The sequence below is a fragment of the Faecalibacillus sp. H12 genome (assembly GCF_013361255.1).
Taxonomy (GTDB): Bacteria; Bacillota_I; Bacilli_A; order Erysipelotrichales; family Coprobacillaceae; genus Faecalibacillus; species Faecalibacillus intestinalis.
The window spans coordinates 1-13,070 of the sequence record NZ_JABWDK010000022.1; the positions used below are offsets into that span (position 1 = coordinate 1).

Annotated in this window: 15 protein-coding genes; 13 read left to right on the forward strand and 2 right to left on the reverse strand. The window is 28.5% G+C overall.

The window, feature by feature from the left end; all coding sequences use genetic code 11:
* The first annotated feature begins 98 nt into the window (after positions 1–98).
* The 13 genes from HUU89_RS11280 (at position 99) to HUU89_RS11340 (ending at position 11,484) form a co-directional block, all read left to right on the forward strand.
* Entirely contained in the window at positions 99–554 is a 456-nt protein-coding gene (locus tag HUU89_RS11280) for a type II secretion system protein (protein WP_175301802.1), read from the forward strand.
* Between the two features lie 141 nt (positions 555–695).
* Positions 696–1,118, forward strand: a complete 423-nt coding sequence (locus HUU89_RS15335; RefSeq protein WP_175301803.1) for a type II secretion system protein — start codon at positions 696–698, stop codon at positions 1,116–1,118.
* A gap of 10 nt (positions 1,119–1,128) precedes the next feature.
* Positions 1,129–1,575 carry a type II secretion system protein gene (locus HUU89_RS11290; RefSeq protein WP_175301804.1) on the forward strand — a complete coding sequence of 149 codons (447 nt, stop codon included), beginning with the start codon at positions 1,129–1,131 and terminating at the stop codon, positions 1,573–1,575.
* Between the two features lie 11 nt (positions 1,576–1,586).
* Positions 1,587–2,348 (forward strand): prepilin peptidase, encoded by a 762-nt coding sequence (locus HUU89_RS11295; RefSeq protein WP_147580756.1) that lies wholly within the window; start codon positions 1,587–1,589, stop codon positions 2,346–2,348.
* Between the two features lie 12 nt (positions 2,349–2,360).
* Positions 2,361–3,554 (forward strand): type II secretion system F family protein, encoded by a 1,194-nt coding sequence (locus HUU89_RS11300; RefSeq protein ID WP_175301805.1) that lies wholly within the window; start codon positions 2,361–2,363, stop codon positions 3,552–3,554.
* An 8-nt stretch (positions 3,555–3,562) separates the two neighbouring features.
* Positions 3,563–4,447 (forward strand): type IV pilus biogenesis protein PilM, encoded by an 885-nt coding sequence (pilM, locus tag HUU89_RS11305; RefSeq protein WP_032091656.1) that lies wholly within the window; start codon positions 3,563–3,565, stop codon positions 4,445–4,447.
* A gap of 1 nt (position 4,448) precedes the next feature.
* Positions 4,449–5,114 carry a hypothetical protein gene (locus tag HUU89_RS11310; RefSeq protein WP_175301806.1) on the forward strand — a complete coding sequence of 222 codons (666 nt, stop codon included), beginning with the start codon at positions 4,449–4,451 and terminating at the stop codon, positions 5,112–5,114.
* Positions 5,101–5,733, forward strand: coding sequence for a type II secretion system protein GspM (gspM, locus tag HUU89_RS11315; protein ID WP_032091654.1), 633 nt, complete (start codon positions 5,101–5,103; stop codon positions 5,731–5,733). Before HUU89_RS11310 ends, gspM begins: the two co-directional genes overlap by 14 nt.
* 17 nt (positions 5,734–5,750) lie before the next feature.
* Positions 5,751–6,236 carry a hypothetical protein gene (locus HUU89_RS11320; protein ID WP_175301807.1) on the forward strand — a complete coding sequence of 162 codons (486 nt, stop codon included), beginning with the start codon at positions 5,751–5,753 and terminating at the stop codon, positions 6,234–6,236.
* Positions 6,233–7,288 (forward strand): type II secretion system protein J, encoded by a 1,056-nt coding sequence (locus tag HUU89_RS11325; protein WP_175301808.1) that lies wholly within the window; start codon positions 6,233–6,235, stop codon positions 7,286–7,288. Before HUU89_RS11320 ends, HUU89_RS11325 begins: the two co-directional genes overlap by 4 nt.
* A 15-nt stretch (positions 7,289–7,303) precedes the next feature.
* Positions 7,304–8,737, forward strand: coding sequence for a type II secretion system protein (locus HUU89_RS11330; protein ID WP_175301809.1), 1,434 nt, complete (start codon positions 7,304–7,306; stop codon positions 8,735–8,737).
* Positions 8,738–8,749: 12 nt separating this feature from the next.
* Positions 8,750–10,423, forward strand: coding sequence for a GspE/PulE family protein (locus tag HUU89_RS11335; protein WP_175301810.1), 1,674 nt, complete (start codon positions 8,750–8,752; stop codon positions 10,421–10,423).
* A 20-nt stretch (positions 10,424–10,443) separates the two neighbouring features.
* The gene (locus tag HUU89_RS11340; protein ID WP_370771790.1) at positions 10,444–11,484 is read left to right on the forward strand and encodes a type IV pilus twitching motility protein PilT; all 1,041 of its coding nucleotides are present in this window, start codon (positions 10,444–10,446) and stop codon (positions 11,482–11,484) included.
* A 204-nt stretch (positions 11,485–11,688) separates the two neighbouring features.
* Here HUU89_RS11340 and HUU89_RS11345 read toward each other — a convergent pair whose 3' ends face one another.
* Positions 11,689–12,693, reverse strand: coding sequence for a PD-(D/E)XK nuclease family transposase (locus tag HUU89_RS11345; protein WP_147580748.1), 1,005 nt, complete (start codon positions 12,691–12,693; stop codon positions 11,689–11,691).
* A gap of 90 nt (positions 12,694–12,783) precedes the next feature.
* Positions 12,784–12,978 carry a hypothetical protein gene (locus tag HUU89_RS11350; RefSeq protein ID WP_147580747.1) on the reverse strand — a complete coding sequence of 65 codons (195 nt, stop codon included), beginning with the start codon at positions 12,976–12,978 and terminating at the stop codon, positions 12,784–12,786.
* Positions 12,979–13,070: the final 92 nt, after the last annotated feature.

Genomic DNA, 13,070 nt, shown 5'->3' on the forward strand with positions numbered 1-13,070 from the left:
TACTCCGCCTAATAATTTAGAGCGAACCTCTAAGCACCGGATAATTTAATATACCTTTATAAGTAGTGGTATTTCTATATGTATTTGAGGTGATTTAAATGATTAAAAGATTTAATAAAAAAGGATTTACATTAGTAGAAATTATTGTTGTATTAGTTATTCTTGCAATACTTGCAGCAATTGCTGTTCCTTCTGTTTTAGGATATGTCGAAGAAGCTAAAAAAGAAAAATATATTGCAGAAGCTAAAGCTATTTACACTGTTATTCAGGTTGAAGAAACAAAACTTGCAAATGAAATAGATTATACAGATAAACCATCGGGTTATAATAGAGCGGAAGAGTATATGTATGCTAAAATTTGTGATAAATCAGATTTTAATAAAGTGGGTGAAGGAATTGTTTCTCAAAAAACCGGAATACCTAAAGTAAGTAATATCCATTCATCTAATGATTCAAAGATGTATATTTTAAATTGGACAAGTGAAGATGGTAAAATAATAGACGCACAAATAACAAAAAATAAGAAAGTAGATATTCTTTCTGTTAGCCAATAATTAGCATATTAAAATGACTTATATTATTATAAGCCATTTTTGTTTAATTATTTCTTGTAATTATAATAATAGATAATTGTTGGATTATTAGAAATTTTGTATATATGTGTTATAATATAACCAAAAAAGGGGAATGGGCATATGAAGGAAAGATTGAAGAATAACAAGGGTTTTACGTTGGTAGAAATTATTGTTGTGTTAGTGATTTTAGCTATTTTAGCTGCTATTGCTGTACCTGCTGTTCTTGGATATGTAGATGAATCTAAAAAGACACGCTATATTGAAGAAGCTCATTCTATTTATACAGTTATTCAAACAGAGGAAGCAAGGTATAAAGCTTTAGGCAATGAATTAAATGATGATACTTATAATAATACTGAGTATAAAAAAGAATTAACAGAAACAATAACAAAAAAAACGGATATTCAAAATGTGACGTTTGGTACTTGCAGTCATATTGGAAAAGATAATGCAGAGTACTATGTTAATTTTAAAAGCGATGATGGAAAGAATGTTTATTCTGTAATTAAAAGAAATAAAGATATAACAGTAAGTGTTAATTAGGGTGAGGAAGATGAAAAATAAGAAAGGTTTTACGTTGGTAGAGATTATTGTTGTATTAGTAATCTTAGCTATTTTAGCTGCGATTGCTGTACCTTCTGTAATTGGTTATGTAAATGAAGCTAAAGAGTCTCGCTATATTCAAGAGGCACATTCTATTTATACAGTGGTTGAAACGGAAGTGGCTAAGTATAAGGCAACAGATAATCCTAGTGAAGATGCTATAGATAATTATATTAAAGATATATTGAGTGGTAATACAATTGCTACTGCAGATAATAATCAATTAAAAGGTATTATTGCGAAAAAGACAGAGTTAGATGATGTTGATGTAGAAAGAAATGGCAATACTTATAAAATGTATTGGATCAGTGATGATGGTCATCATATTGAAGCTACACTCACAAAGAATAAGGATGTAAAGATTGTAAGTACTGATAGTAATCATAATTTTGATTAGATGAGGTTTTTATGGATTCAATTATTATTTTGATTTATGTATATATGTTTTTAATAGGAATGTGTGTTGCGAGTTTTATGAATGTTGTGATTGATCGTGTTCCTAGAAACGAGAGTTTTGTCAAGGGAAGAAGTCATTGTGATCATTGTGGTGAGACTTTAAAATGGTGTGATTTGGTTCCTATTGTAAGTTATATTTTTTTAAGGGGTAAGTGTCGTTATTGTCATACTTCGATTCCTATTAGAGGTTTTTTGATTGAAATTTTTGGTGGATTGATTGGTATGTTTTGTTTTTATCGTTTTGGTTTTAGTATTGAAACGATTTTAATGTTTGTGATTGCGATGATTTTACTTGCGATTACAATGATTGATTTTGATACAATGATTATTCCTGATGGTTTAAATATAGCTATGCTTCTTGTATCTATTGTTTTAATGTATGTAAGACATATGTCTTTGTTAGAAAGCATTATTGGAATGTTTTGTATTTCTGTACCAATGATTTTATTAAATGTTTTAATTGCTGAATCTTTTGGTGGTGGAGATATTAAATTAATGTTTGTCTCAGGAATAGCTTTAGGATGGAAGTATAGTTTACTTGCTGCTTTTATTGGTATTTTACTTGCAGGAAGTTATAGTATTTATTTATTGGTAAGTAAAAAGATTAATAAAAAAGGACATATTGCTTTTGGTCCTTATTTATCAATTGGTATTTTTATTGCTTTATCTTATGGTAGTGAAATTATAAGTTGGTATTTAAATTTAATGATGTAAAGAGGTGATAGAATGGCTACATTTAAATATATTTCGAAAGATATGTCAGCTAAAACAATAAGAGGAACGTTAGAAGCTGATGATCGAAATGATTTAGTGAGAAAGCTTAAAGAACAAAATTTATTTTTAGTAAGTTGCCAAGATGTCACTAAAAAGACTGTTAATCAGTATAAAATGAAATTAAATGAATTATCAGCTTATTCTAGAGAAGTAGGAACAATGCTTGCTTCTGGTTTATCTTTGATTCGTATTTTTTCTATTATGGTTCGAAGAGAAGATAATAAAAAAATAAAAAAAATTTATGAAAATATTTATATAAAGTTACAACAAGGATATACTTTATCCGCTGCTATGGAAGCTCAAGGTGTTGCTTTTCCTAATTTAATGATTCAAATGTATCGTTCAGGTGAAGCAAGTGGGGATATGGATAAAACGGCTTTAACGATGTCTAATCAGTATTCTAAGGATCATCGTATTAAAGGTAAAACAAAGTCAGCAATGATGTATCCTATTATTTTGATTGTTATTACAATTGCTGTTTTGTTGATTGTTTATTTAGCAGTGCTTCCTTCTTTCTTTGATATTTTTAAAAATGTTGAATTACCATTGATTACTAAAATCAATATTAGTATTTCTAAGTTTTTACAAGATTATTGGTATTTTGTCTTATTGATTGCTGCAGGTTTGGTTGTCACTTTTATTGCTTTACTTAGAGTAGAAAAGGTACGTTTTCAAGTAGATAAATTAAAAATAAAAATTCCTAAGTTTGGTAAATTGTTGATGACAATTTATACGAGCAGATTTGCGAGAACTTTATGTTCTTTATACACAAGTGGGATGTCTATTGTTAATGCTTTAAATATTGCTAAAACAACGATTGGTAATGTTTATATTGAATCACAGTTTGACGGAGCTATTAAGAAATTAAGAAACGGGGAAAGTTTATCTCAAGCAATCAAGGACATTGATGGTTTTGATATTAAATTAACAAGTAGTATTTTTGTAGGAGAAGAAAGTGGGCGTTTGGAATCAATGCTTACTACTCTTGCAGATGATTTTGATTTTGAAGCAGAACAAGCATCAGAAAGAATGATTACCCTTATTCAACCATTAATGATTATCTTTTTAGCAGTTGTTATTTGTTTAATTATTATATCTGTATTATTACCAATTTATACATTGTATAACAATGTAGGAAATATGTAGGAGGAATTATGAGTTATATTGTATTTTTATCAACAAAAGGATTACAAATGGTTCAAGGAAATGTTTCAAAGAATAATATTCATATTTCTTCTTACAAAGAATTTGAATTTGTTGAAGGAACAATGTTAGATGGGAATATTCTTGATGATCAACCTATTAGAGATGTTTTACTTGATTTAAAAAAAGAAAATGTTGATAGTGTGAGACTTGTTGTTGATAGTGGACAAATTTTAGTGAAGTGTTCTGTTTTACCAGAAGTTTCTCATAAACAAATGCTTCAATTTGTAAAGGATGAATTTATTGATGTTGAAAGTCAATATACGGATTTATTATATGATTATGCTGTTATAAAAGATAAAGTTGAGGGTAAAGAAGGTCAACTTGTTTTGTGTGCGGCAATGGAAAGAGAGTTTTTAAAGCCGTATATTGATTTGTTTGATGAAATGGGAATTTCATTAGAATCAATTGATATTATGACAAATTCAATTATTAAATTAACAGAATCTATTCTTAAATTAACAAATCTATCTTATGTTTTAACAGTAATCAATGGACAAGATGTTATTCATTATTTATTTATTAATGGACAATATGAAATAGCTAATAGAACACGTATTTTCTCTGATCGTGGAACAGTTGCTTTTATTACTGAATTATCCAATTCACTTACTAAATTAATGCAGTTTACTAAAGGTGCTTATAAAGATGCTCAATTAGAAAAAATCTATTTTGCTGGGCTAGAAACTTATGAAGAAGATATGTTGATGTCAACTATTTCTTCTAATTTGAGTATTGAGACATCTCGTTTTAAACCAACAAACTATACTTGTAGTAAAGATAATAATTTTCCTATTCATAAATATTTATTTGTAGGAAGTTTATGGAGGAGATAAGATGGCAAGAAACAGTAACAAAGATATTGATTTTTTATCTGTCTATAAAACAAAGAAAAAAATAAATACAAATTCTAAAACAATCTTGCTTATCGCATTACCTGTTTTACTCATTCTTATTTTTGCGACAAGTACACTTTATTTAACAATCACTAATAGGAACTTGCAAAAGGATGTTGATACATTGCATACACAAATAGAAGAGGCTCTTGCTGCAACAGCATCTAATACAAATTCTGATCAACAAAAAGAATTAAGTAAGCTCAATGAACAACTTACAAACTTACAAACAATTACACAAACATTATCAAAATACCCTCAAATTGATAAAGGTATTTTAGAAACAATTGATAAATCATGTAAGAACTTAACAATTGATTCAATATCATTTAATCAAGAAACAGGAGCTATATCACTTACTGTAACAGCTTCTAAAGTTAATGGCTGTGAAGAAACAGTAAGAACACTAAGAGAATCAGGTACTTTTAAAACAGTTGATTACAATGGGTATACTCAAGATGGTGGTGTTAGTGAAACAACGGAAACCGTAACAGATCCTACAACAGGTGCGACAACAACACAAGCAGTAACGAATACAACACCAATTACTTATAAATCATCGATTACATGTACATTAGAAGGAGGAACGACAAGTGGACAAGATTAAAGATTCATTTAAAAAACTTTCTTCTAGAGAAAAGACATTGATTTATATATTAGTGATTTTATTGATTGTTTGTTTTGGATGGTTGATTTTATTACAACCACAATTAACGTCGCATACATCATTAAAGTCTTCAAAAGATAGTTTAGAATTACAACTTACTGAATTAAAAGGAACAAGTTCATCTTCTTCAACAGAAGATATCAAAACACAAATTATGAATGTTAATCAAGAAATTAAAGCTTTAAATGATCAATTTTACAATCTTATGTCAAAAGAAGATATTGATCAATTGATTACAAATCTAACAATAGAACATAAAATTAGTCCTACTAATTTAACAATGTCTGAAATAACACAAACAGATTTATCAAGTAAAAAGAGTGATGATAATTCATCTGATAACGCAAATGATAATACAGATGAATCTAAATCATCCAATGCTTTAGTTTATTCATGTGTTGTTACTCAAACATGTAAAGGAACAAAAGCTAATTTACTCAATTTAATTGAAGATGTTAAAAATATGAGTGGTTTACATATTAATTCTGTTGCCTATGAAAATTCAACAGGTAACTTGGATTTAACAATTACATATACAGTTTATATGGTAGAAAAATAGTAAAAGAGGTGCAAACAATGAACAATAAAAAGGGATCAACAATTGTATGGGCAATTACATTGATTATGGTTCTTGTAGTCATTGTAGGTGCCTCTTTGTCTTTTGCATATATAAGTTATAACAAAGCAATTCAATATAAGTCTAAAACACAAGCTGAATTAACAGCACAGTCTGTTGCTCAAGCACTTGTAAATCAAATAAGTCAATCTACATCATCTGAAACATTTGAAGGTCAAGATCAAACTATAGCAGAAAATACAAGAAAATTAATTCCTGCAAATGATGGTGATGTTAAAAGGATAGAAGGTAGTGATATTAAGATTTCTAATAAAAAAATTGGGACTGTAAATTATGTTACAATTACTAGAAATCAAAATAATCAGTTAACAATTGTAGTAAAAGCTACTTATTCTAAACAAACTTCAACTGTTAAGGCTATTATGAAAAAGGAAACTGATGGAAACCAATGGAATATTTATAGATATGAGGGGGCTTCATCATGAAAAAAATAAAGAAAAATGTTAAAGGTATGACACTTATAGAAGTTGTTGTTTCTTTACTTATTGTATCAACTGCATCACTTATAATGGTACAAGGATTTGTTACAGTTAATCGGTTGTTTTCTCAATCAAATCAATACAATGAAACAACAAGTAAAGTACGTGCTGCACTTATTTCGGATGAAAATGGGGAAGTAGATTCTACAGATGATGTAAAGGTAAAATGTGAAGAAGCCACAGCACAAGTTTATTTTTATAAAGGAACGAGTCAAGAAGTATTTCTACAAGGAAGTGTTTATCGAGCAACGAGTAATCAATTTTCTGATAATCAATTAAGAACTTTTACAAGTAATACAACACTTAAACCGGTTGCTCCTGATGAGCCAAGTGTAGATGTAGCAACAGGGTTATATAAATCGTATTGTAGAATGATGGAAGAAATACGAGATTATTTAAAAGAAAAAAAATGCGGATCAGCAGATAATTTAAATAGAGTAAAGGGATATATAAGAGAGTACCTTTTACAGTATACTACAGAAGAACAACTCATTAAATTAGGAATTAATACGAACACTAACCTTGTGGATAAGTTAGGAGAAGTTTATATAGCGAGATATTATCCAACAAAAACAGAAATGCCATCTATTACTGAAAATACTGCAAAGGCACTTGGAAAATGGAATGATAATATTTATAGCCAAAGTAAGAATGTTTATCCGGGTACAAATGGGGAAAATTACTGTTATCCAACACTTATACCTACATTTAAAAGTACTGATTCACTATATGATATATTTGAAAATAATGATGCTTATAAGGATAAGATTTTTATAGCTTTATACAATCATAATGATGTTCAATTACCAAATACTATACAAGCAATATATAATAATAATTCAAAAGATACGGATGAATGGTATGTATATGATAAATTAGATAATGGTGAAAAAAATATATATAAAAGAGAAGATTTTTTAAAAAATTATTCAAAATTTTCTGATTTCAATTCTAAATATTATGCTACAAGATGGCAAAAAATAAGTGCACAAGAATAAGGAGGAGAGATTAAGATGTCGATAAAATTTAATAAAAAAGGTATGACATTGGTTGAAATAACTGTTGTTCTATTGATTGCATCTATTTTAATGACAATTACTGGTGGCATCTTGATTAATTCTTTAGGTTATTTTCAAGATACAACAGCTTTATCTACTGATAAATCTGTGGGTGATGGTATTTTGGATTTTATTAATTCTGAAATTGAATATTCTTCAGATGTAAGGATACAAGAAAATCAGCCCGGTGGAAATGATTGGCATAGTATTTATGTTGAAAATGGCCAATTATATAGAGATGGAGTAGCTGTATTTGATGAAGATTATTATTATAATAAAAGAAAACTGGAAATAAATGTTAATGGATTTAAAAACGGATATAGATTAGATATGAAAATCTATCTTAAGAAGAATAATGAGATAAAATATAGGACATCACATACTTTTGAATTCTTGAATCTAAAGAAAACAAAAAAGGCAGATAGTACATACAATCCATTTAATAATGTTTTAAGTAAAGTTTCTGTTGTTAATGAAAGAAATACTGAAAAAAATAACGAAAAATATAGAGTTTGGTATAAGAAAGATTATTCCGAAATAAAACCAGATGAAGAAAAAAAAGACGATTCAACTGATACAGATCAAACAAAAGATGGTACAGTAGCTGATATTATTTTTAATATAGATGCTAATAATTATTGGGGTGTTTATCACGATGATATTGGATATAGCTATAAAAAAGGTGACATTGTTTGGTACAATAATAGTTGGTGGCAAAAAGTGAATGATTACCATAATGATAAATATCCTGGAAGTTCAGCAGTTTCTTGGAAAAAATTAGATAGAAATTTTGATATAAATAGTGCATATGATAAAGGTGATATAGTCATATATGATAAAAAATATTATCAGTGCAAAAGTGACTATTTTGATTCTAATCATCCTCCTTATAATGATAAAATTGGGCAATGGGATTGTTTGGGAGATATAAATAATCCAGATGTAGTTGCAAAAGTAAAAAATAATACATATGATAATACGTATAATAATACATTAAAAACAGTGGTGAAGAAATATTTATCTGATGAAAAGTATAATGATGCTTTGATGAGCATAACAAAACAGGGATACGAGGAATACGATGCAACAAAATCATATAAAAAAGGAGATATTATAAAAAAAGAAAGTTCATACGATAGTGATTTTTATGATTTATGGATGGCGTGTGTAGATACAAATTTACCACCGAATGGTCCTGCGAATGGGTGGATAAAATTGGATAATGAATGGGATTCATGTAGTTCGTATATAAATGGAGATATTGTTTATTGTAAAAAGGAAGGCTTAAATTCTTTTATTGTAGCTATAAAAGATATTTTTGAGGATACAGTTCCATATCATGATGTTTTTTATCCAAAGAATTTTTGGAATACGGTACAGTATTGGTGAGGAGGTTAACACATGAAAAGTTTACCAATAGGTGAAGTATTAAAAGAATATGGGTATATTAATGAAGAACAGTTACAAATTGCATTAGATGCCCAAAAGAAAGATAGAAGTAAAAGATTAGGGGAACATTTAATAGATTTAGGTTTTGTTAGTGAACAACAAATGTTAGAAGCTTTATCTGATAAATTAGCTGAACCTTTAGTTTCATTGGATAATATAGATTTTGATATTAATGCTGTTAAAAAGGTTCCTGAAGCAATGGCACAAAAATATAATGTCATTGGTTATGCTTTTAATGACAATGTGTTAACAGTAGCAACAAGTGATCCTTTAAATTATTATGGGTTAGAAGATGTAAGACTTGTTTCAGGTTGTCGTATTAGTGTTTCACTTGCAACAAAAGCAGATATTCAAATTGCTATTGAAAGATATTATTCAGATGTTGATACTTTGAATTTAGTAGCTGATATTGATGAATCGACTTTACCTGAAGTAGAAGAGGATCTAAATTTATTTGATGCGAATGAAGATGATACACCTGTTGTTAAATTATTAAATTCATTGTTAATTAGAGGATATAATACAAGTGCTTCTGATATTCATATTGAACCATTTGAAGATAAATTGCATGTAAGAATGCGTATTGATGGAATGCTTGTTGATTATTTAGATTTAAATAAAAATATACAAGCGGCTTTGATTGTTAGAATTAAAATTTTATCTAACATGGATATTGCTGAAAAAAGATTACCTCAAGATGGTCATTTTATGGGAGTAATTGATGGAGTTGAATTAAATATTCGTGTATCTGTTATTCCTACCATCTTTGGTGAAAAGATTGTTATGCGTTATTTGAATTCTAATAGTACTATTGACCGCTTAAGTACTTTTGGAATGACAGAAGAAAACTTTAAGAAAGTGAATCATATGATGTCTATGCCACATGGAATTATCTATGTAACGGGTCCTACTGGAAGTGGGAAAACTACAACACTTTATATGATCCTTGAAAAATTAGCTCAAGGACAAATCAATATTTCAACGATTGAAGATCCTGTGGAAAGAAAATTAAATCGTATTAATCAAATGCAAGTCAATACAATGTCTGGTCTTACATTTGATAGAGGATTGCGTGCTTTAATGAGACAAGATCCAGATGTAATCATGGTTGGAGAAACTCGTGATAAAGAAACTGCTGAAATTTCTGTTCGTGCAGCTATTACAGGACATTTGGTTGTCAGTACATTACATACGAACGATGCTATTAGTACGATTGTTAGACTTGAAGAAATGGGTGTTGAACCTTATATGGTCGCTAACAGTTTAGTAGGTGTTGTTGCTCAACGTTTAATGCGAAAGGTTTGTCCTTATTGTAAAAAGGAAGTAGCCACTTCTTTATCTGATCGATTAGCTTTACAAGAAGGAATTAAATATATTTCTAAAGGAACAGGCTGTCCTCATTGTAATCAAACAGGTTATAAGGGGAGAATTGCTATTCATGAAGTTATTGAAATAGATAGTAAAGTACGTAAAATGATTTCTAATCAAGAAGAAATAGATGATATTATGAAATATCTTGTTGAAGAACAAGGAGTAGAAACTTTAAGAGATCAAGCTTTAAAACTAGTTAAAGAAGGTAAAACAACAGTAGATGAATTCAATAAGATTATTGCTTATATTGATTAAAGGGGAATGTTATGGCAAATATTAATGATATTTTAAATGATGCAAGAATTAAAGGATGTAGTGATGTCCATATTGGTGAAAATACAGGTATAACATTGAGACAAGATGGAAAACTTATTGGATTTGAACAAGCTTTTAGTAATGAAGAAATAAAAGAAATGATTTTATCAATGTGTAAAGATCGAATTTTAAAGATTGTAGAAAAACATGAAGATGCTGACTTTGTCTATGTAAATGATTTAGGAAGACATCGTGTTAATATTTATTTTCAACAAGGTTATATGACAGCCGCAATTCGTATCATCAATGAACAAATCAAGACATTAGAAGAATTAAATTTACCTGATGTTTTACATAAATTGGCTTTACTTCCTCGAGGACTTGTTCTAGTAACCGGTCCTACAGGAAGTGGAAAATCAACAACTTTAGCAGCAATGATTGATTTTATTTCTTCAATGAGAAATTGTCATATTCTTACCATTGAAGATCCAATTGAATATGTATATCAACAAAAACAAGCTCTTATTCATCAAAGGGAAGTCTATGAAGACGTTGATTCTTTTGATACAGCTTTAAAAAGTGCCATGCGTGAAGATCCAGATGTTATTCTTGTTGGAGAAATGAGAGACTATGAAACGATTCAAGCAGTTATTACTTTAGCTGAAACAGGCCATCTTGTATTTAGTACGCTTCATACTATTGGTGCTCCTAAAACAATTGATCGTATTATTGATGTTTTCCCTCCTCATAAACAAGCTCAAATTCGTGCTCAATTAGCCTCTGTTTTACAAGCGGTTGTTACTCAACAACTTTTACCACTTGCAAGTGGTAAAGGAAGAGCAGCTGCTTTAGAAATCATGATTGCTAATGACGCTATTAAAAATTTAATTAGGGAAAATAAAGGTCATCAAATAGATACAATGATTCAAACTGGAAGAAATGAAGGAATGACAACATTAAATGCATCACTTGCTACTTTAGTAAATACTGGAAAAGTAAATCGTATGGTAGCAGAAAGATATTCTCTTGATGTTGGAGAATTAAGACAATTAATAAGATAGTTAAAAAGAATAAGCGAGTCTGCTTATTCTTTTGATTTGAGAAGGATGCAATTATTCATATATTGCATAACCTTTTATATACTCAAAAAGCAGCAGTATTAAAGATAAGTTTTAACACTGCTGTTCATTAAATACAAGTTCTTTTAGTGACACTACAAGAAACAATCACAAACTTGAATAACCTATTTTTTAGTAATGTTTAAATTACTTACACACTTTTCTTGACAAACCCTTTGATTTTTGAAGATAGTTTTTTAATTCTTCAAATTCTTCAAAATCATATAGATGTTTTTGAAGATTACGAATTTGTTGTTTAGAAAAAGTGCTTATAAAATCACTGATATCTTCATGAAATTGCATTTTAATATACTTAATAATACTTTCCTTTGTTTCATCAAGAATACTATCTATTTCGTTATTTGCTTTTTCAGCTCTTTGGTTTGCTTCCTCCGCTTTTTGCTTTTCTTTCTCGGCTTTTTGTTTCTCTTTCTCGGCTTTTTGATTCGCTTCTTTAATTTTTCTATCACGAGAACGAAGCAATATTTCATTATCTAAACGATCAAGATATTCTAGGTATGATTCTTCAGAAGATATATATTTGTCATGCATTTGTATCGCTTCCTTTATTCTATAATCTATTTCAATTTTATCATATGGTTTTTCGTTTTTAAAGAGATACATCAACTGATTAAAACTCGTCATTTCATTGATTACTTGATTGATATATTCGAGTTGAATAATTGTTATTTCCATGCGATTAAATGGATAGACAATATGATGTTCATCATCAACCATCTCAAAATGACATTTATAATAAGGGGTATTTTCTAGAATATGCCCATAACTAATAATTAATGATCTTACTACATGAGCACTCGTATAATCTTCTCCCTGTTTTACTTGTTGTCTTAAAAGTTCAGCATTGTAAAGTTCAAAACGAACAAGTATCTCTTCATTTAAACCATAAGTTTGTAATTCGATATTGTAGAGATCACCTACATCATCAATAGCTAAAATATCTAAAATAAGTTTCTTTTCATAGAAATTTTTACCATATTGTTGTGCGTTTTTTAATTTAGTAGAAACAATCTCCCTGTCTAAAATAAGCTCTTGACAAATAAGGGTTCTAATTCTTTCATTTTCAACAAGCAAATGATGAAAATATAAATCATTTGAATATTTTATAAAATTCTCTCTATTTTTGTTCATAAAAAGTCCTCCATTATTTATATTGACTTTTTATGAGTGTTTTTCTTCTTTTTTATCAAAAAATTAAAATTTGATATTTAGAAAGAGTATTTATTCTTCATGAAATTTTAGTTGAGAGTATTTGATAATGCTCTCTTTTGTTTCATCAATCATTTCTTTTATTTCATTGATTAGATTTTCATTTTTTTTATTTGCTTTTTCAAGCTTTCTATCACGAGAACGTAAAAGTATTTGATTATCTAACCAGTCAAAGTATTCTAGATATTCTTTATATAAATTATACATATTTACCACTTCATACTATCTATAATAGCATATTTTAAATAAATAAAGAATATGTAAAATAAATTTTTAAAGTGGAAATAAGTGGATTTAAA

Bases quoted from the DNA above. Each gene is read 5' to 3' on its own strand.
- HUU89_RS11280 (WP_175301802.1), top strand. From the start codon at position 99: ATGATTAAAAGATTTAATAAAAAAGGATTTACATTAGTAGAAATTATT.
- HUU89_RS15335 (WP_175301803.1), top strand. From the start codon at position 696: ATGAAGGAAAGATTGAAGAATAACAAGGGTTTTACGTTGGTAGAAATT.
- HUU89_RS11290 (WP_175301804.1), top strand. From the start codon at position 1,129: ATGAAAAATAAGAAAGGTTTTACGTTGGTAGAGATTATTGTTGTATTA.
- HUU89_RS11295 (WP_147580756.1), top strand. From the start codon at position 1,587: ATGGATTCAATTATTATTTTGATTTATGTATATATGTTTTTAATAGGA.
- HUU89_RS11300 (WP_175301805.1), top strand. From the start codon at position 2,361: ATGGCTACATTTAAATATATTTCGAAAGATATGTCAGCTAAAACAATA.
- pilM (WP_032091656.1), top strand. From the start codon at position 3,563: ATGAGTTATATTGTATTTTTATCAACAAAAGGATTACAAATGGTTCAA.
- HUU89_RS11310 (WP_175301806.1), top strand. From the start codon at position 4,449: ATGGCAAGAAACAGTAACAAAGATATTGATTTTTTATCTGTCTATAAA.
- HUU89_RS11320 (WP_175301807.1), top strand. From the start codon at position 5,751: ATGAACAATAAAAAGGGATCAACAATTGTATGGGCAATTACATTGATT.
- HUU89_RS11325 (WP_175301808.1), top strand. From the start codon at position 6,233: ATGAAAAAAATAAAGAAAAATGTTAAAGGTATGACACTTATAGAAGTT.
- HUU89_RS11330 (WP_175301809.1), top strand. From the start codon at position 7,304: ATGTCGATAAAATTTAATAAAAAAGGTATGACATTGGTTGAAATAACT.
- HUU89_RS11335 (WP_175301810.1), top strand. From the start codon at position 8,750: ATGAAAAGTTTACCAATAGGTGAAGTATTAAAAGAATATGGGTATATT.
- HUU89_RS11345 (WP_147580748.1), bottom strand. From the start codon at position 12,693: ATGAACAAAAATAGAGAGAATTTTATAAAATATTCAAATGATTTATAT.
- HUU89_RS11350 (WP_147580747.1), bottom strand. From the start codon at position 12,978: ATGTATAATTTATATAAAGAATATCTAGAATACTTTGACTGGTTAGAT.